General features: G+C 66.2%; 18 protein-coding genes and 1 riboswitch. Of the genes, 4 read left to right on the top strand and 14 right to left on the bottom strand.

Features of this window, described 5'->3' with window-relative positions:
* Window positions 1-55 precede the first annotated feature (55 nt).
* The gene (locus tag BLW05_RS29795) at window positions 56-1,225 is read left to right on the top strand and encodes an MFS transporter (RefSeq protein ID WP_093167491.1); all 1,170 of its coding nucleotides are present in this window, start codon (window positions 56-58) and stop codon (window positions 1,223-1,225) included.
* Here the strand turns inward: BLW05_RS29795 and BLW05_RS29800 are convergent.
* Both BLW05_RS29800 and BLW05_RS29805 read right to left on the bottom strand, forming a co-directional pair.
* Complete coding sequence (locus BLW05_RS29800; RefSeq protein WP_093167493.1) at window positions 1,222-2,067, bottom strand: alpha/beta hydrolase; 846 nt, start codon at window positions 2,065-2,067, stop codon at window positions 1,222-1,224. The genes BLW05_RS29795 and BLW05_RS29800 overlap by 4 nt on opposite strands.
* Complete coding sequence (locus tag BLW05_RS29805; protein ID WP_093167495.1) at window positions 2,064-3,560, bottom strand: M20 family metallopeptidase; 1,497 nt, start codon at window positions 3,558-3,560, stop codon at window positions 2,064-2,066. Before BLW05_RS29805 ends, BLW05_RS29800 begins: the two co-directional genes overlap by 4 nt.
* Window positions 3,561-3,682: 122 nt before the next feature.
* Between BLW05_RS29805 and BLW05_RS29810 the strand changes: the two genes are divergently transcribed.
* Window positions 3,683-4,504 (top strand): DUF72 domain-containing protein, encoded by an 822-nt coding sequence (locus BLW05_RS29810; protein WP_093167497.1) that lies wholly within the window; start codon window positions 3,683-3,685, stop codon window positions 4,502-4,504.
* Window positions 4,505-4,511: 7 nt separating this feature from the next.
* Here the strand turns inward: BLW05_RS29810 and BLW05_RS29815 are convergent, their stop codons facing one another.
* The 5 genes from BLW05_RS29815 to BLW05_RS29835 all read right to left on the bottom strand — a co-directional run bounded on the left by BLW05_RS29815 (window position 4,512) and on the right by BLW05_RS29835 (window position 8,226).
* On the bottom strand, window positions 4,512-5,045 hold the full coding sequence (locus BLW05_RS29815; protein WP_093167498.1) for a bactofilin family protein: 534 nt from the start codon (window positions 5,043-5,045) through the stop codon (window positions 4,512-4,514).
* Between the two features lie 131 nt (window positions 5,046-5,176).
* A complete protein-coding gene (locus tag BLW05_RS29820) occupies window positions 5,177-5,764 on the bottom strand; it encodes an IMPACT family protein (RefSeq protein WP_093167500.1) in 588 nt (195 codons plus the stop codon).
* Window positions 5,765-5,793: 29 nt separating this feature from the next.
* Window positions 5,794-6,378, bottom strand: a complete 585-nt coding sequence (gene metW / locus BLW05_RS29825; RefSeq protein ID WP_093167502.1) for a methionine biosynthesis protein MetW — start codon at window positions 6,376-6,378, stop codon at window positions 5,794-5,796.
* A complete protein-coding gene (locus BLW05_RS29830; protein WP_093167504.1) occupies window positions 6,375-7,529 on the bottom strand; it encodes a homoserine O-succinyltransferase MetX in 1,155 nt (384 codons plus the stop codon). The genes metW and BLW05_RS29830 overlap by 4 nt, the downstream gene beginning before the upstream one ends.
* Before the next feature lie 130 nt (window positions 7,530-7,659).
* On the bottom strand, window positions 7,660-8,226 hold the full coding sequence (locus BLW05_RS29835; RefSeq protein ID WP_093167506.1) for a TMEM165/GDT1 family protein: 567 nt from the start codon (window positions 8,224-8,226) through the stop codon (window positions 7,660-7,662).
* Between the two features lie 15 nt (window positions 8,227-8,241).
* Window positions 8,242-8,419: riboswitch (yybP-ykoY riboswitch) on the bottom strand.
* Window positions 8,420-8,666: 247 nt separating this feature from the next.
* On the opposite strand from BLW05_RS29835, the gene BLW05_RS29840 reads away from it, so the two are divergent.
* A complete protein-coding gene (locus BLW05_RS29840; RefSeq protein WP_093167508.1) occupies window positions 8,667-9,185 on the top strand; it encodes an RNA recognition motif domain-containing protein in 519 nt (172 codons plus the stop codon).
* A gap of 84 nt (window positions 9,186-9,269) precedes the next feature.
* On the opposite strand, the gene BLW05_RS29845 is transcribed toward BLW05_RS29840, so the two are convergent.
* The 4 genes from BLW05_RS29845 to BLW05_RS29860 are packed head-to-tail and all read right to left on the bottom strand — an operon-like array spanning window position 9,270 to window position 12,241.
* A complete protein-coding gene (locus BLW05_RS29845) occupies window positions 9,270-10,043 on the bottom strand; it encodes an SDR family oxidoreductase (protein WP_093167510.1) in 774 nt (257 codons plus the stop codon).
* A gap of 7 nt (window positions 10,044-10,050) precedes the next feature.
* Window positions 10,051-10,695, bottom strand: coding sequence for an LPS export ABC transporter periplasmic protein LptC (gene lptC / locus BLW05_RS29850; RefSeq protein ID WP_093167512.1), 645 nt, complete (start codon window positions 10,693-10,695; stop codon window positions 10,051-10,053).
* Complete coding sequence (locus BLW05_RS29855) at window positions 10,692-11,240, bottom strand: KdsC family phosphatase (protein ID WP_093167514.1); 549 nt, start codon at window positions 11,238-11,240, stop codon at window positions 10,692-10,694. The genes lptC and BLW05_RS29855 overlap by 4 nt, the downstream gene beginning before the upstream one ends.
* Window positions 11,240-12,241 (bottom strand): KpsF/GutQ family sugar-phosphate isomerase, encoded by a 1,002-nt coding sequence (locus BLW05_RS29860; RefSeq protein WP_093167516.1) that lies wholly within the window; start codon window positions 12,239-12,241, stop codon window positions 11,240-11,242. Before BLW05_RS29860 ends, BLW05_RS29855 begins: the two co-directional genes overlap by 1 nt.
* Window positions 12,242-12,339: 98 nt before the next feature.
* Here BLW05_RS29860 and BLW05_RS29865 point away from each other — a divergent pair, with 98 nt between their 5' ends.
* Window positions 12,340-14,325: a monovalent cation:proton antiporter family protein gene (locus BLW05_RS29865; RefSeq protein WP_093167518.1), complete on the top strand. Its 1,986-nt coding sequence runs from the start codon at window positions 12,340-12,342 to the stop codon at window positions 14,323-14,325.
* A 21-nt stretch (window positions 14,326-14,346) separates the two neighbouring features.
* Here BLW05_RS29865 and BLW05_RS29870 read toward each other — a convergent pair whose 3' ends face one another.
* The 3 genes from BLW05_RS29870 to mnmE form a co-directional block, all read right to left on the bottom strand.
* Entirely contained in the window at window positions 14,347-14,835 is a 489-nt protein-coding gene (locus BLW05_RS29870; RefSeq protein ID WP_093167520.1) for a hypothetical protein, read from the bottom strand.
* A 354-nt stretch (window positions 14,836-15,189) separates the two neighbouring features.
* Window positions 15,190-15,657, bottom strand: a complete 468-nt coding sequence (locus BLW05_RS29875; protein ID WP_093167521.1) for a Crp/Fnr family transcriptional regulator — start codon at window positions 15,655-15,657, stop codon at window positions 15,190-15,192.
* Window positions 15,658-15,743: 86 nt separating this feature from the next.
* The gene (gene mnmE / locus BLW05_RS29880) at window positions 15,744-17,150 is read right to left on the bottom strand and encodes a tRNA uridine-5-carboxymethylaminomethyl(34) synthesis GTPase MnmE (protein ID WP_093167523.1); all 1,407 of its coding nucleotides are present in this window, start codon (window positions 17,148-17,150) and stop codon (window positions 15,744-15,746) included.
* Window positions 17,151-17,153: the final 3 nt, after the last annotated feature.

The following is a 17,153-nucleotide window of genomic DNA, read 5'->3' on the forward strand; positions in this document are numbered from 1 at the left end:
AGGATGATGGCGCCGCGAGGCGCCATTTTCATGAGTCCACCGCACAACAACTCCAATGAACCGCAATCTCTGGCTGCTCACCTTCTGCCAAGGCCTCTTCCTCACGAACAACGTCGCCTTCATCGCCATCAACGGCCTCGTCGGCCTCTCGCTCGCGCCGCGCGGATGGATGGCGACGCTGCCGGTCATGGCCTATGTGGTCGGCGGTGCGCTGTCGACGGGGCTCGTGGCACGCACACAGCAACGCTTCGGCCGGCGACGCTCTTTCCAGATCGGGCTGGTCGTGGCCCTGATTGCCGCCTTGCTTTGCGCACAGGCGGCGGTATGGAAGGAGTTCTGGCTCCTGTGCCTGGCGACCGTCGTGGCCGGCTACTACAACGCGAACGCCAATCTCTACCGTTTTGCCGCCGCCGAACTCGCCGCGCCCGACTGGCGCGAGAAGGCGGTCTCCCTGGTGATGGCTGGCGGCCTGATCGGCGCCGTCGCCGGCCCGAACCTCGCAGCGGTCACCCGCAACTGGTTCGAGGTGCCTTTTGCCGGTGCGTACATCGCGCTGGCCGTCGTCGTGCTGATGTCGATGGCGATGATGCAGTTCATCGACTTTCCCGCACCGCCGGCGAAAAGCGCCACGGCCGGTGGCCGCCCGCTCGCGGAGATCGCGCGCCAACCGTCATTCATCGTGGCCGCGGTCGCCGGCTCGCTCGGCTTCGGCGTGATGAACCTCCTGATGGCCGCCACGCCGATCGCAATGCAAGTCTGCAGCCTTCCCTTCGAAGACGTCGCGTTCGTTCTCGAATGGCACGTGATCGGCATGTTCGCACCGGGCTTCTTCACGGGCCATCTGATTCGGCGCCTCGGCGTGTTGCCGGTGATGGGCACCGGGCTGCTGCTCAATCTGGCATGCGTTGCGGTTGCCCTGTCCGGCGTGGAACTGCAGCAGTTCGTGATCGCGCTGTTCCTGCTGGGCATCGGGTGGAACTTCCTCTTCACCGGCGCCACCACGCTTTCATTGACCACCTTCACGGCCCAGGAGAAGGACCGGGCACAGGGCGCGCTCAACTTCTGCATGTTCGCCACGCTTGCGGTCACGTCGTTCGCGTCCGGTGTCCTGGTCACGACGCAGGGCTGGCGTCTGCTGAACTTCGGATCGCTGGTGCCGCTCGCGCTGACCGGGTTCGCGCTGCTCTGGCTCGCGCGCCGGCGGATCTCGCCCGCGACCGCCTAGGGTCTGGCGAAGCGTTCGTCGAGCCAGCGGCGGAGCCGTTCGAAGACGGGCCCGGCCTCACGCTCGTTGAAGATCTCGTGGTAGTGGTCGACGTAGCAGGTCGTACTGACCATCTCGGGCGGCGCGGCCTGCGCGAAAGAGCGACTACCGGCCGGATTCACGAGCCGATCGTCGCCCGCGTAGATCAGCAGGGTGGGCACTGCCCATCGAGGCGCCGCGGCTTGCACGTTGACGCCCTCATCTGCAAGGAATTTCGCGAGACGCGCGCCGATGCGGTCATGGCACAGCGCGTCGGCCCCGTAGGCCTGCGCAACGGCCGGATCGTGCGAGAGGTATTGCAGGTCGAGCCCATTGCCCACGCGCAGCGCCGGCGCGATGCGTGAAAGCGTCGCGACCAGGAATTTCTGGAACGCGCTCAGTCCCGCATCGAGCGCCGGTGACGACAGCACCAGCGCATCGACCTTGCGCACCCCGCGCGCGACGAAGCTTGCCGCCACCAGCCCGCCCAGGCTGTGCCCGAGCAGCACCACTGGCAAGGCCGGGTACGCGCGCCGCGTGCCGTCGATCACGAGTGCGAGATCGTCGATGAGCCGATGCGCCGTCGGCAGTCCGCCGCGTGCACCGCTGGATGCGCCGTGCCCATGGTGATCGACGGCGCGAACCTCGAAGCCCCAGTCGTTGAGCCGCTCGGCGACGTGCGCGTAACGGCCCGCATGCTCGCCGAGCCCATGGACCACGACGACCACCGCCCGTGCGGCGCCGGACGCCACGTGCCAATCGCGCACCGCCAGCGTCTCGCCGTCGGGCGTACGAAGCGTGTGGCGCGCGGGCTGCGACCTCAAGCGACGACGCCGCCGGCCGCCACCGGCAATGCGGCGATGACCTCCGCCACGGCGGCGGTCAGCTTCTTCGCATACGGCACGTGCAGGAATTCATTGGGTCCGTGCGCATTGCTCTTCGGGCCCAGCACGCCGCAGACCATCATCTGAGCCTTGGGGAATCCGACGCTGAGCATGTTCATCAGCGGGATGGTGCCGCCTTGCCCGATATAGCCGCAGTCCGCGCCGAAGTGCGCGCGCGATGCGGCGTTGAGCGCGCGTTCGAACCACGGTGCGGTCTCCGGCGCATTCCATCCGGTCGCGCCGCCGTGGCTGTCGAACGTGACCTTGGCCTGATAAGGCGCGTTGTCTTCGAGCAGCGTCTTGAGTTGCTGTACTGCTTTGTCCGCGTCGACCAACGGGGGAAGGCGCAGCGACAGCTTGAATGCGGTGTACGGACGCAGCACGTTGCCCGCGTCCTTCAATGCCGGGAAGCCTTCGGCACCGGTGACGGAGAGCGTCGGCTTCCAGGTGCGATTGAGCAGCGCCTCGACCGGATCGGTCGTGGTCGGCAAGGCGAAGGCGGTTGCGCCGCCGCAGTCGTAATGCGCCCAGGGGAAGCGCTTGTAGACCTCTTCGCCAAGAATTGCGGCTGTTGCCTTGGCTTGTGCCAACCGTTCGGTGGGCACCTCGCAATGGAAGCTTTGAGGCAGAAGGCGACCGGTCTTGCTGTCTTCGAGACGGTCGAGCACCTGCCGCATGATGCGGAAGCTCGAAGGCACGAGCCCCGAGGCATCGCCCGAATGAACACCTTCCGTGAGGATCTCGACCTTCAGCGTGCCGCTGGCCATGCCGCGCAACGAGGTGGTGAGCCAGAGCTGGTCGTAGTTGCCCGCACCGGAATCGAGGCAGATGACGAGCGACACCTCGCCCAGGCGCGGGCGCAATGCATCCACGTAAGGCAGCAGGTCATACGAACCGGACTCCTCGCAGGTCTCGATGATCCCGACGATGCGCGGGTGCGCAGCGCCCTGCGCCTTGAGGGCCTGGATCGCCGCGACGCTCGCGTACACCGCATAGCCGTCGTCCGCGCCGCCACGGCCGTAGAGCAGGCCGTTTTCGTACTTGGGCGTCCACGGGCCGAGGTCGTTGCGCCAACCGGTGAACTCGGGCTGCTTGTCGAGGTGGCCGTACATCAGCACGGTTTCCGTCATGCTCGTTCCTGTGGCCGGTACCTCGAAGAAGAGCACCGGCGTGCGGCCTTCGAGCCGCACGATCTCGAGCTTGAGGCCCTCGATCTTCTGCGCCTCGACCCACGCAGCCGCGTTGCGCAGCACGGTCTCGAGGTAGCCGTTCTGCACCCATTCCTTGTCGAAGCCCGGCGACTTGGCCGGGATCGCGATGTAGTCGGTGAGTTGCCGGACGATGTCGTTGTCCCACTTGGAAGAGACGTCGGAGAGCGCGCGCTCGGCGTCGAGCAGGCCGGCGGGCATTTCGCGATGGAGGGGGGCGTTCATTGAAAGGGACTCCGCGGGGTGAGAAGAACGATGTTAGTGCGTATCGGCACCGCACGTGCGAGTGACAACCCGCCACCGTATGCGCTAAAAGGCGGGCTTCGCCATTGCTCCCGAGGACTGCCATGCCCGCGCACACCGAGGTCTCCGCAACGCAACGCATCCGCGTCGGCATCGGCGGGTGGACTTACGAGCCATGGCGCGACAACTTCTATCCGGCCGGCCTTCCGCATGCGCAGGAACTCCACTACGCGAGCCGCCACCTCACCGCGATCGAGGTCAACGGCACCTACTACAGCACTTTCAAGCCCGCGAGTTTCAAGAAGTGGCACGACGAGACGCCCGAGGACTTCGTGTTCTCGCTCAAGGCCTCCCGCTTCTCGACCAATCGCAAGGCGCTCGCGACGGCCGGCGATTCGATCCGCCGTTTCGTCGAGAGTGGCATTGGTGAGCTCGGCAGCAAGCTGGGGCCGATCGTGTGGCAGTTCATGCCCACGAAAGTCTTCGATCCCGAGGATCTCGCCGGCTTCCTCGAACTGCTGCCCAAGAAGGAGGGAAGCCGCGCATTGCGGCACGTGCTCGACGTGCGGCACGAGAGCTTCCGCACGGCCGAGTACGTCGCATTGGCGCGAAAGTACAAGGTGGCGACGGTGTTCACGGATTCGCCGAAGTTTCCTTCGATTGCCGACCTCACGGGCGACTTCGTGTACGCGCGCCTGATGAACAGCGACGCAAAGCACGCCGCCGGCTATGCACCAAAGGCGCTCGACGAGTGGGCCGATGCCGCCAGAACCTGGGCGAAGGGCGGCGTGCCTTCTTCGCTCGCATGGGTCGACGAAGGCAGGCAGAAGGCTTCGGATGCGCGTGACGTCTTCGTCTTCTTCATCAACGGCGCAAAAGAAAAGGCACCGGCGGCTGCCGGTGCCTTGATCGAGCGGTTGCGCTGAACGCGACTCAGGCCGCGGCCTGCAGCGCGGACGTCGCGGGCTTGCTGCCCGAGGTCGCGGCGCCGAAGCTGATCTCGCCGGAAAGCTGGCCGCCTTCCTCGATGATGATCTTGCCGTAGCGGATCTTGCCGGTGACCTTGCCGGTCGAGTGGATCACGAGCTTCTCGCGAACGGTCAGGTTGCCGTCGAACAAGCCGCGGATCTCGGCGATGTCGATCTCGGCCGAGCCCTTGAAGGCACCCTGCTCGGCGATCTGCATCACGCGCGAATCCATCGTTGCCTCGACCAGGCCTTCGACCACGAGCGTGTCGCAGTCGGTGATCTCGACGCCCTTGAGCTTGATGTTCGGGCCGACGGTGAGCTTGCTGCCGCCTTCCTTGGCGACGCTTGCAGCGGCGTTGGCGGCTTGCGTGGTGAGGGAAGAGGGATTGACGGGCGTGCCCGAGAGATTGGTGCCGGAACCCATCAGCGGCGCGGGACGGGACGTGAGATTGTCGGCGTCGCGATCACGCTTGCCGAAGAAGGGGGACTGTGTGGCCAATGGGGAGCTCCTCGAAAACGCCTATCCTAAGAACGCCATTACGGCTGGCGGCACTTCATTGCGCAAGAGGCGTAACCGAATAAGTCATACAAGAGCGCGAATGGACACTTTCGTGTTCTCTCTGTGCCTTGTCATCCTTTCGACCATGCAGCGCGACCTTGCGTCGAGTCGTCGAGTCGTGCAATGAATGCGTCCGCGCCAGGCTCCGGCAGAGAGAAGGAGAAGCGCACCATGCCCTCGTGGCTCACATGGTTCAGTGTGGCCCCGACGCTCGCGATTTCCCTTCGCACGAGGCCTTCGAGCGCATAAGGCACTGCGCAATGCAGTTGGCGTTGCCGCACCAGCGGAACGAGCGCCGCGCCCGCCAGGGCCTGCGCGATGCTGTCGGTATAGGCACGGACCAGTCCGCCCGCGCCGAGCTTGACGCCGCCAAAGTAGCGCACCGCCGTGGCGAGCACGCTTTCGAGCTCGTGATGCCGAAGCACTTCGAGCATCGGGCGGCCCGCCGTTCCGCCCGGCTCGCCATCGTCGTTCGCGGCCGACTGGCCACCGGCCATCAGTGCCCAGCAGACATGCGCGGCACCGGGATGTTCGCTGCGCAAGCTCGCGATCACGGATTGCGCGGCAGCCCGATCCGCAACCGGCTGTACGCACCCGATGAACCGGCTCTTTCGAATGATCAGTTCACTATGGACGGGCGCAGCCAGCGTGAATGACATGTACCGCTCCGCAGGCCTCGCGTACGCGCTCAGCCGCGCTCGAACTTGAACACCGCCGTGCTTGCACGCGCATTGGGCAGCCAGCGGACTTCGCGCCCGTTTTCGAGACCGAATGCGTCGAGCACGCGCAGCCGGTTCTTGCCCGCGAGGACCTCGAAGTCCTTGAACGTGCCCACGCGGATGTTCGGCGTGTCGTACCACTGGTAGGGCAGCCGCTTCGTCACGGGCATGCGGCCGCGCGCGATGCTGATGCGGTTGGGCCAGTGTGCGAAGTTCGGGAAAGCCACGATACCGATGCGGCCCACGCGCGCGGTCTCGCGCAGCATCACCTCGGCGTTGCGCAGATGCTGGAGCGTGTCGATCTGCAGGACGACATCGAACGATGCGTCGTCGAACATCGCGAGGCCTTCGTCGAGGTTGAGCTGGATCACGTCGACCCCGCGACGTACGCAATGCAGCACGTTGCCATCGGCAATCTCGACACCGTAGCCGCTGCAGCCACGCTCGCGCTGCAGGAGATCGAGCAGCGCGCCGTCGCCGCAGCCGAGATCGAGCACGCGAGAGCCTTGCGGCACGAGCCGTGCGATGAGCTGTTGGGTGTCCAGGTCGCTCATGGGGTCACCTCCGATGCAGCGATGCGATCGAAGTAGGAACGCACGACGCTCATGTAGCGCACATCGTCGAGCAGGAAGGCATCGTGACCATGCGGTGCATCGATCTCCGCGTAGCTCACGTTGCGCCGGTTGTCGAGCAGCCCCTTCACGATCTCACGGCTGCGCGCCGGCGAGAAGCGCCAGTCGGTGCTGAAGCTCACGATCAGGAACTTGGCCATGGCCTTGGCCAGCGCGGCACGAAGATCGCCGCCATGTGCTTGTGCTGGATCGAAATAGTCGAGCGCGCGGGTGATGAGCAGGTAGGTGTTGGCGTCGAAGTACTCGCTGAACTTGTCGCCGTTGTAGCGCAGGTAGCTTTCGATCTGGAACTCCACTTCCTGAGTCGAATAGAGGAAATCCTGGCGCCCCGAGGTGCCTTCGACCGCGTGGCGCAACGCACGGCCGAACTTCTCGTTCATGACGTCGTCGCTTTGATAGGTGATGTGGCCGATCATTCGCGCGATGCGGAGGCCTCGCTGCGGTATGACGCTGTGCTCGTAGAAGTGGCCGCCGTGAAAGTCCGGGTCGGTCACGATCGCGCGGCGTGCGACTTCGTTGAATGCGATGTTCTGCGCGGTGAGGCTTGGCGCGCTCGCGATGACTACCGCGTGGCGCACCCGCTCGGGATATTGGAGCGTCCACGATAGCGCCTGCATGCCGCCGAGGCTGCCGCCCATCACGGCGGCCAGCGTGCGGATGCCGAGCGCGTCGAGCAGACCGGCCTGCGCGTTGACCCAGTCCTCCACCGTCACGACCGGGAAGTCGGCACCGTAGGCGCGCCCCGTTTCAGGATTCATGTGCATCGGACCGGTCGAGCCGAAGCAGGATCCGAGATTGTTGATGCCGATGACGAAGAATCGATCGGTGTCGACCGGCTTGCCGGGGCCGATCATGTTGTCCCACCAGCCTTCGGACTTCTCCTGCCCCGCATACACGCCGGCCACGTGGTGCGACGCGTTCAGTGCATGGCAGACGAGCACCGCATTGCTGCGGTCCGCGTTGAGCTCGCCGTACGTTTCGAACGCGAGCGAGAAGTTGGAAATCGACGCGCCGCTGCGCAGGGCCAGCGGCCCGGCAAACTGCATCGATTGCGGTGTGACGACGAACGACATGAATGAAAAACCCGGCCTCGCCAAAAACGAGCCGGGTCACGGCGTCCGTCTTTAGCTGCATTTATCAAGCGCCCGCAAGCTGGAGCAAATCGGCGCGTGCAGAAGTATATGCCCTGCGCCGATTCGCGGCTCAACCCCAGTCGATCAGCGCGGCCACGCCCAACACCAGGAAGATGACGGCGGAGATGCTGTGCACGAGCTTGATCGGCACGCGACGCACGATGCGCTCGCCGAGCCACACGACCGGTGCATTGGCCAGCATCATGCCCAGCGTCGTGCCGATGACGACCCATACGTACGCATCCACGTAGCGCGCCGCGAGCATGACGGTCGCAATCTGCGTCTTGTCGCCCATCTCCGCGAGGAAGAAGGCGATCGCCGTGGTGCCGAAGACGCCGAAGTGCGAGGAGCGGGGGAGCTCATCCTCGTCGAGCTTGTCCGGGATGAGCATCCAGAGAGCCATTGCGATGAAGGAGCCGCCGAGAATCCAACGAAGCACCGTCGGGCCGAGGAAATGCGTGACCCAGTTGCCGACCGCGCCGGCCAACGCATGGTTCAGCACGGTGGCTGTGAAGATGCCGAGGACGATGGGCCAGGGCTTGCGAAACCGTGCGGCGAGCACGAGGGACAACAGTTGGGTCTTGTCGCCCATTTCGGCGAGCGCGACCACGCCGGTTGCAACAAAAAAAGCTTCCATGAATAGGTGGGTTTCCTCGGCCGAAGACGCAATTGACCGCGCCACCCCTCGGCCGAACCCGAAGTTGCGCGGTCAAAGGTCTCGCCAGGCTGCACGCTGCTTACGCCATATCCCACAGGTTGTAGGACAAGTCTGTTGACGCAAACCCTTCTCGCAATGGAAGGCGGCTACTCCCCAATGACAGCCACGATTGTAGCCTATCGCCGAGTCAGCATTGTAAGTGTGCGCAAACTTGTGGTTTATTTATCTCGCATGTGGTACTCGGGGCAAATTCCTAGTTGCGCAACACGTATTTCCCACATAATGCGCGAGCATCCCTCTGCATGGCGGGGGGATGCAATCGGTGATCGGTCAGTTTCGCGCAACTCGTCGAGTCTTTTCGACCTGTGGTGCTTTCGGGACTCCATCGCTTTTTTTCTGTGTTTATTAGGAGTCCCTTGATGGGCAACAAACTGTACGTCGGTAATCTGCCTTACTCGGTGCGCGACGGCGATCTCGAGCAAGCTTTCGGCCAATTCGGCGCCGTCACCAGCGCCAAAGTCATGATGGAACGCGATACCGGTCGTTCCAAGGGCTTCGGCTTTGTCGAGATGGGCAGCGACGCCGAGGCGCAGGCCGCCATCAACGGCATGAACGGTCAGCCTCTGGGTGGCCGCAGCGTGGTGGTGAACGAAGCGCGTCCCATGGAAGCGCGTCCTCCGCGTAGCGGCGGTTACGGTGGCGGCGGCGGCGGTGGTGGTTACGGCGGCGGTGGCGGCGGCTACGGTGGTGGCGGTCGCAGCGGCGGCGGCGGCGGTGGTGGTTACGGCGGCGGTGGCGGTGGCGGCTACGGTGGTGGCGGCGGCGGTCGCGGCGGCGACGGCGGTTTCCGCAGCCCCTACGGCGCTGGCCCCCGCGGTGGCGGTGGTGGCGGCCGCGGCGGTTACGGCGGCGGCAGCGGTGGCAACAGCGGCTACTGATCGCTCGTTCACCCCTCCACATCGGAATTGAAAAGGCTCCCTCGGGAGCCTTTTTTCGTGGTCGGCTCCTCTTGGGGGCCCAGCCTATTCGCCGGCGCGTCGCTTGCGCCCGCGGCCCTGCACGACGCGATCGAACAGGGCATTGGGAAGCATCCGCAGGAGCTTCGCGACCACGCCCATCTGCCACGGAATCACGCGGTAGCTCGTGCCTGACTCGATGGCGTCGAACGCCTTGTCGGCGAAATCGGACGGCTGCATCAGGAACGGCATGCCATATCGGTTCCCTTGCGTCAGCGGGGTATCGACGTAGCCCGGCGAAATGGTCACGACCTTCACGCCGCTGCCGCGAAGCTCCGTGCGCAGGCTCTCGCAATAGGCCACCACACCCGCCTTGCTCGCGCAGTAGGCACCATGTCCAGGCAAGCCGCGAATCGCGGCGACGCTGCCGATGCCTACGAGGCGGCCGCTGCCGCGCGACTGCATCGCGCGCACAAAGGGATGGAAAGTCGCGGCAACGCCGACGTTGTTGATCGCCAGCAGGCGCGCGAACACGTCGAGGTCACTGCGTTCGGCGGTATCGATCCCGACGCTGATGCCGGCGTTGGCGATCACCACATCCGGCAAGCCCTGTCGCTCCAGGCACGCGGTGCCGGCCGCGACGATGCTGTCGATCTGCGCCACGTCTGCGCTGTAGATCCCGCAGCGCGAGGCGTCGATCTTGTTCTCCGCAGCCCAGGCTTCGATCTCGGCGGTACGCCTTGCAACGAGCGCAAGGTCGTAGCCCGCCGCATAGAAGCGTGCCGCCAATGCCTGCCCGATGCCGCTGGATGCGCCGGTGATGAATGCGAGACGCTTCATGTCGATCTCAGCGATTGCTGCCGGCCGGCGGCACCTGCGAAGGGATCAGCTGGCCGCGCACGCGGCCATGGAGATTGGCAATGCCGGTTGCGTTGTCGTAGTCCATCGAGTCCGAGGTGAACTTGTCGGTGCCGCGCGTCAACTCGACAGGCTTGTTCGACCTCACGCGTTCCGTGTCGGTGAAGACGTGCAGGAAATCGCCGCGAAACTCCAGCCGCGGAATGGCCGTGCCGTTGGGACCGACCGCGGCATCGCGTGTCACGATCGCGTTGCCGAACAACTGGATCTCGGTGCCATCGCCGTTGGACAGGCCGCGCTGCGCCGAGCCGTGCATGACCAGCCCGTCGTCCGAGATGGAGCGGAAGCGCACCTCGTCGACCTCGAGCGTATCGTTGTCCGGATAGTGCCGGCCTTCCTTGCCGAACAGCTCGCTGCGCAGCTCGCCGCTCGGCAGGAAGCTCTTCACGACGAAGTCGCGCATGAAGAAATCGGGCTCGTGGACCGCCACCTCCTTCGGGGCCGGCTCCAGCAGCTTGGGCGCATTGCGGACCAGCCAATAGGTGCCCAACGCGAGCGCCGCAGTCAGGATCAGGGGCAGGTAGATCGTGACGCGATCGAGTCCGTCACGCAGCAGGCTCCAGGCCGACTTCATGCGGGCAGGCCCCGCGCGGCATCCAGCAATCGACGGTAATGCCCGCCCGCGGTCAGGAGCAGGTCGCAGAACTCGCGCGCCGCGCCTTCGCCGCCACGCGCGCTCGTCACATGGTGCGCGACGGCACGCACTTCGGCGTGCGCGTTCGCAGGTGCCGCGGCAAACGCGACGCGCGTGAGCACGGGCAGATCGGGCCAGTCGTCGCCGATGGCGGCCGCCTGTTTCCAGTCCAGGCCCAGCGATGCCAGCATCGCCTCGGCCGCAGGCAGCTTGTCTTCGGTGCCGTAACGCACATGCTCGATGCCGAGCGCCTCGAGCCGCACGCGCAGGGGCTTCGAGTCGCGGCCGGTGATCACCGCCGGCTTGATGCCGGCCAGGCGCAGCAATTTCAGGCCGTAGCCGTCGAGGATGCTGAAGCGCTTGAGCGTCTCGCCGTGCTCGCTGAAATACACGCCACCGTCGGTCAGCACGCCATCGACGTCGAAGAACGCGACACGAACGTCCTGCGCCGCGAGCAGGGTCTGCGCCTTGAACTCCACCGGCATCAGATGACTTTCGCGCGCATCAGGTCGTTGATGCTGAGCACGCCGATGAGCACGCCGGACGCATCCACGACCAGCACGCTGGTGATGCGATGCTGCTCCATGACTTCCGCCGCTTCGGCGGCCAGCGCCTCGGCGCGCAAGGTGCGCGGCCCGACGTGCATGACGTCCCGGGCGGTCAGCGCGCGCAGATCCGCGCCGGTTTCGACCTGGCGGCGCAGGTCGCCGTCGGTGAAGATCCCGATCGCGCGGCCGTCCGAAGCCACGACGGCTGTCGCGCCGAGCCCCTTGGCGCTCATCTCGCGCATCAGATCGGTGAAGCTGGCCTCGGGCGGGACGCGTGGCACGTCGTCGCCAGAGCGCATGACGTCGCTGACATGGGTGAGCAGCTTGCGGCCCAGCGCGCCGCCGGGATGCGACCGGGCGAAATCCTCGGTGCCGAACCCGCGTGCATCGAGCAAGGCAACGGCCAGGGCATCGCCCAGTGCCATTTGCGCAGTGGTGCTGGCGGTCGGCGCCAGATTCAGCGGGCAGGCTTCTTTTTCGACGCCGCTGTCCAGAACGATGTCGGCGTGGCGTGCGAGCGTGGAATCGACACGGCCGGTCATCGCGATCAGGGGCACGCCCTGGCGCTTGACGACGGGAAGGATGACGGTGAGTTCCTCGACCTCGCCGCTGTTCGAAATCGCGAGCACCAGATCGACGGCCTTGATCATTCCGAGGTCGCCATGGCTCGCCTCGGCGGGATGCACGAACATCGCTGGCGTACCGGTGGAGGCGAGGGTGGCGGCGATCTTGCGACCGACGTGACCGCTCTTGCCCATGCCCATGACGACGACGCGTCCGCGCACGTCCAGGATCTTGCGGACGGCCTCGACGAAGCTCGGTCCGACGCGATCCTTCAGGCCGAGCACGGCCGCCGCTTCGATGTCGAAGGTGATGCGCGCCCGCGCAAGCATGGCTTCGGGCGTGGCCGCGGAGGGCAGATCAGGGCTTGAGCTCATCGCGGAATTTTATCGGGCGCGACCGGAACGGCAGAAATATGGGGAACAGGGTGAAACGCGGGACGCGGGAAGCCGGCCACATTCAGTAGCATCGGCTCATGACCTCGTTCGATCTCACCCTGATGTATCTGCTGGCTGCAGTGATCGGCGTGGTCGCGTGCCGGTTCCTCAAGCTGCCGCCGATGCTGGGCTATCTGACGGCCGGCGTGCTGATCGGGCCGCACGCCTTCGCGCTCGCGCAGAACTCCGAAGGCATCCAGCACCTGGGCGAGTTCGGCGTGGTCTTCCTGATGTTCGTGATCGGACTCGAATTCAGCCTGCCCAAGCTGCGGGCGATGCGCAAGCATGTGTTCGGCCTGGGGTTGCTGCAGGTGGTGCTGACCATCGCGATCGCGACCGCCGGCGCGCTGCTGGTGTCCACGCTGCTGCCGGCCGCCCGGCAGCTGAACTGGCAGACGGCGCTGGTGCTCTCCGGCGCGCTCGCGATGAGCAGCACGGCGATCGTCGTGAAGCTGATGGCCGAACGCCTGGAGCTCGACAGCGAGCACGGCAAACGGGTCATGGGCGTGTTGCTGTTCCAGGATCTGGCAGTGGTTCCACTGCTGGTCATCATCCCCGCGCTGGGCGCACCGCCCGAAGCACTTCTGAAGGCGCTCGCGATCGCCGTCCTCAAGGCGGCATTGCTGATCGCCGTGCTGCTCTACGGCGGACCGCGCATCATGCGGTGGTGGTTGACTCTCGTCGCGCGCCGGCGCAGCGACGAACTCTTCATGCTCAACCTGCTGCTGGTCACGCTGGGCCTGGCCTGGCTGACGGATTTGGCCGGCCTGAGCCTGGCGCTGGGCGCCTTCGTCGCCGGCATGCTGGTGTCGGAGACCGAGTTCAAGCACCAGGTGGAAACGGACATCCGCCCGTTCCACGACGTGCTGCTGGGTCTTTTCTTCATCACGATCGGCATGTCGCTCGACTGGCACGTCGTCGTGCAGCACTGGGCCCTGGTGGTGCTGCTGCTCCTGCTGCCCTTGACCTTCAAGCTGACGCTGGTCACCGTGCTCGCCCGACTGCTGGGCGCAACGACAGGCGTGTCGCTGCGCACAGGCCTCTACCTGGCGCAAGCGGGGGAGTTCGGCTTCGTGCTGCTCGCGCTGGCGCAGGGCAAGAGCCTTCTGCCCGAGTGGCTGGTGAATCCGGTACTCGCGTCGATGGTCCTGTCGATGCTGTCGACGCCGTTCATCATCATGTACAGCAATCGCATCGTCCGGCGGCTGGTCGCCAGCGACTGGCTCCAGCAGTCGCTGCAGATGACGCAGATCGCCCGCAAGACGATCAACACAGCGCAGCACGTGATCATCTGCGGCTACGGGCGCTGCGGACAGAACATGGCGCGCGTCCTGGAACGCGAAGGGATTCCCTACCTGGCGCTCGACCTCGATCCCGACCGCGTCCGGCAGGCCGCTGCCGCCGGCGACTCGGTCGTCTTCGGCGATGCGTCGCGGCTGCAGGCGCTGATGGCGGCGGGCCTCGCGCGGGCGAGCGCCCTGGTCGTCACCTACCACGACGTACCAGGGGCGCTCAAGGTGCTCGCGAATGCACGCGCGCACGCACCGCAGGTGCCGGTCATCGTCCGGACCCAGGACGACCGCGATCTCGAAAAGCTGCAGGCGGCGGGTGCGACCGAAGTGGTGCCCGAGGCGATCGAAGGCTCGCTCATGCTCGCGAGCCATGCGCTGGCGCTGGTCGGAGTTCCGATGCGGCGCGTGATCCGGGTGGTGCAAGACCAGCGCGACGCGCGCTACAACCTGCTGCGTGGCTATTTCCACGGCGCCGACGACGACAAGGCCGACGAGCTGGATCACGAGCGGCTCAACACTTTCACGCTCTCGGCCGGCGCCCGCGCAATCGGCCAGCCACTGGCACGGTTGGCGCTCGAAGCTCTGGGCGTGCGCGTCGCAAGCCTGCGCCGCCGCGACGGCAAGACCGCCGATGCGACGGACGACGCAGTGCTTGCGGATGGCGACACGCTGGTGCTGTCGGGAAAGCCCGGCGCGCTGGCCATGGCCATCGACAAGCTGCAAAAGGGCTGATGCGGCGCTGCCGCGCGCGGCTCAGTTGAGCAGCGACGGATTGCGCTTTTCTTCCTCGATCTGCTGTTGGCGCCGCACCGCGTCGCACTGGGGATGGGCGGTGAATTCGGGCTTGGCGCATTGCGCCGCCATGCACCGGGCGCGCGAGATGAAATTCAGACCGCCACACAAGGCTTGAGGATTTGCCGGCGGTGCGGCTTCGGGTGCCGGCGCGGGAGCCGGCGCCTGGGCTTCCGCAGGCGCTGAAGGCGCTGCCGGTGGCGCCACCGCCGGTTTGCGCACCCTGGGTGCGGCGAGCTGCTTCGCCGGCGTGGCCGGTTCCGCAAGGACCGATCGAGGCTCGGGCGCGAGCTCGGGCTCGGAAATGACGGTCGGCGGCTCAGGTGCAGGCGATGCCGGCTCCGGGACCGGCGCGGGAGGAGGGACGACCACCGGGTTTGCCGGCATCGCCGGCGCCGGAACCCCTTGGTGCGATCCGATGGCGTACCAGCCGGCCGCGGCGATCAGCACGACCGCCAGGGCGACCCCAAAGACCGACCTGTTCCTGCGATGCGGCCGGGCGCCGTCCGCCGCCTTGGCAGCGGCACTTGCTCGTGTCGCCGCTGGCGCTGCTTCACGACCACGCGGCGGGGCCGCGGGGGGCCTGACGGAAGCGGGAGGCACCGTCCGGGTGCGGCGGGGAATCGCAAGGGCAGCGTCGGCGCCTCGCAACTGCAGGTCCTCGCCGCGATAGGACATGCGCTGCGTGGCCGGCCATTCCTCTTGCGAGTGGGCCGCCCTGAGCCTGCGCCCGCAGCCCTTGCAGAACTTGGCCCCGTCCCGGTTCGACGTGCGGCATTCGGTGCAAGTCGCCGGCATGCCGGATCAGGTCACGGCCACCCGCTTGGGCTTGTTGACCATCCGCTTCGCGATGACCGCACCCAGACTCATGGTCAGTTCCAGTGCGAGCGAGGGTTGCCGGTTGGACATCTCGCCGAAGCGCAGCGCAGTCAAACGCCAGACGCGCGCGGCTCCGGTGGCGATCACATTGGCCGAACGCGGCAGCCTGGAAAAGAACGCGCCTTCGCCCACCACGGAACCCGGGTTGAGGATGGCGAGCTGCATCTGGCCCTTGTCGCCGATCACATGGACGCTCAGCGCGCCGCTTTCGATGAAGAAGAGGGTGCGGTCATGGGCACCCTGGTCGATCAGCACCTGGCCCACGGCGAGGTCGAAGGGCTGCAGGTAGCTGCCGACGGTCTCCCACTGCTGCGCGTTGAAGGCAGGCGCGAAGGCGTCGTAGCTGGTGTTCTGGGCGATGGCGCGGCAAAGATCTTGAATGCTGGAAGACATCGTGATGAGGCCCTGCTGATCGAGCGGAAGTATCCGCGAAAGCGCGAATGTGTGGTGACAAATGTCACAAACACTCACGAGCGTGGTTATTTCCCAATACAAAAGCGGGAAAAGATCACGCCAAGCAGGTCGTCGGCGCCGAACTCACCGGTGATTTCGTTGAGGGCGTTTTGCGCGAGCCGCAGCTCTTCCGCGAGCAGATCGAGCGACTGGGCGCGTTCCGCGAGGTGCTCCGCCGCGATGTCGATGTGCTGCTCGACCCGCGTCAGGGCCTGGACATGGCGCGCCCGCGCTAGGTAGACCCCTTCGGGCACGGCCTGCCAGCCCGCCACCTCGAGCAGGCGGGTGCGCAGCGCCTCGATGCCGAAACCGGTCTTCGCCGAGAGGCTCACGCCGGTCGCGGGCGCCGCAGTCGCTGCAGCGTCGAGCTTGCTCCAGACGTCGATCACGGGCACGCCGGCAGGCAGGCGATCTTCGAGGTCACGCGTGATTTCGGCGTCGGCGCCCGCATAGTCCGGCAGCGCGGTGCGCGTCAGGTCATGAAGGAAGAGCACCGCGTCGGCGCCTTCGATCTGGCCCCAGGCGCGCGCGATGCCGATCTGCTCGACCTCGTCGACGCTCTCGCGCAATCCGGCCGTATCGACCACATGCAGTGGCACGCCGTGGATCTGGATGGTTTCCGAAACCACGTCGCGCGTGGTGCCGGCGACCGAACTCACGATCGCCAGTTCGGCACCCGCCAGCGCGTTGAGCAGTGAGCTCTTACCGGCGTTGGGCTGACCGGCGATCACCACCCTGATGCCTTCGCGCAGCAATGCACCCTGGCGTGCGCGGCTTTGCACGGCGGCCAGTTGCGTCTTCAGCGCTGCGAGTTGGCCGATGGCATCGGCTTCCTGAAGAAAGTCGATCTCCTCGTCGGGAAAGTCCAGCGTGGCCTCGACCAGCATCCGCAGGCGGACCAATGCGTCGAGCAGGCCATGAATTTCCTGGGAGAACGCGCCAGAAAGCGACCGGCCGGCGCTGCGCGCGGCGGCCTCGGTACTGGCATCGATCAGGTCGGCGATTGCCTCGGCCTGGGCCAGGTCGATCTTGCCGTTCAGGAAGGCGCGCTGGCTGAATTCGCCGGGCTCGGCCACCCGCAGGCCGGGGAGGCGCGCCCCGCCACTGGCGACATCGAACTCGGCCGCCGCTTCGAGACAGCGGGCCAGCAACAGCTGCAGCACGACCGGTCCGCCATGCGCCTGCAGTTCGAGCACGTCCTCGCCGGTGAACGAATGGGGAGCGGGAAAGTGGATCGCCAGCCCGTGATCGACGGGCATCCCCTCTGCGTCGCGAAAGGGCAGGTAGGTCGCCTCACGCGCCTTCAATGGGCGTGCACAAATGGCCGCGATGAGCGGTGCCATCTGCGGGCCGGAGATCCGCACGATGCCGACGGCACCCCGCCCGGGCGCAGTGGCGACGGCAATGATCGGATCGGAGGTGCGCGCGAGCATGAC

Source organism: Variovorax sp. YR216 (genome assembly GCF_900107745.1).
GTDB lineage: Bacteria > Pseudomonadota > Gammaproteobacteria > Burkholderiales > Burkholderiaceae_C > Variovorax.

Coding starts and splice junctions, on each gene's coding strand:
- BLW05_RS29795 (WP_093167491.1), top strand. CDS start 56: ATGAACCGCAATCTCTGGCTGCTCACCTTCTGCCAAGGCCTCTTCCTC.
- BLW05_RS29805 (WP_093167495.1), bottom strand. CDS start 3,560: ATGAACGCCCCCCTCCATCGCGAAATGCCCGCCGGCCTGCTCGACGCC.
- BLW05_RS29810 (WP_093167497.1), top strand. CDS start 3,683: ATGCCCGCGCACACCGAGGTCTCCGCAACGCAACGCATCCGCGTCGGC.
- BLW05_RS29820 (WP_093167500.1), bottom strand. CDS start 5,764: ATGTCATTCACGCTGGCTGCGCCCGTCCATAGTGAACTGATCATTCGA.
- metW (WP_093167502.1), bottom strand. CDS start 6,378: ATGAGCGACCTGGACACCCAACAGCTCATCGCACGGCTCGTGCCGCAA.
- BLW05_RS29830 (WP_093167504.1), bottom strand. CDS start 7,529: ATGTCGTTCGTCGTCACACCGCAATCGATGCAGTTTGCCGGGCCGCTG.
- BLW05_RS29835 (WP_093167506.1), bottom strand. CDS start 8,226: ATGGAAGCTTTTTTTGTTGCAACCGGCGTGGTCGCGCTCGCCGAAATG.
- BLW05_RS29840 (WP_093167508.1), top strand. CDS start 8,667: ATGGGCAACAAACTGTACGTCGGTAATCTGCCTTACTCGGTGCGCGAC.
- BLW05_RS29845 (WP_093167510.1), bottom strand. CDS start 10,043: ATGAAGCGTCTCGCATTCATCACCGGCGCATCCAGCGGCATCGGGCAG.
- lptC (WP_093167512.1), bottom strand. CDS start 10,695: ATGAAGTCGGCCTGGAGCCTGCTGCGTGACGGACTCGATCGCGTCACG.
- BLW05_RS29855 (WP_093167514.1), bottom strand. CDS start 11,240: ATGCCGGTGGAGTTCAAGGCGCAGACCCTGCTCGCGGCGCAGGACGTT.
- BLW05_RS29860 (WP_093167516.1), bottom strand. CDS start 12,241: ATGAGCTCAAGCCCTGATCTGCCCTCCGCGGCCACGCCCGAAGCCATG.
- BLW05_RS29865 (WP_093167518.1), top strand. CDS start 12,340: ATGACCTCGTTCGATCTCACCCTGATGTATCTGCTGGCTGCAGTGATC.
- BLW05_RS29875 (WP_093167521.1), bottom strand. CDS start 15,657: ATGTCTTCCAGCATTCAAGATCTTTGCCGCGCCATCGCCCAGAACACC.
- mnmE (WP_093167523.1), bottom strand. CDS start 17,150: ATGCTCGCGCGCACCTCCGATCCGATCATTGCCGTCGCCACTGCGCCC.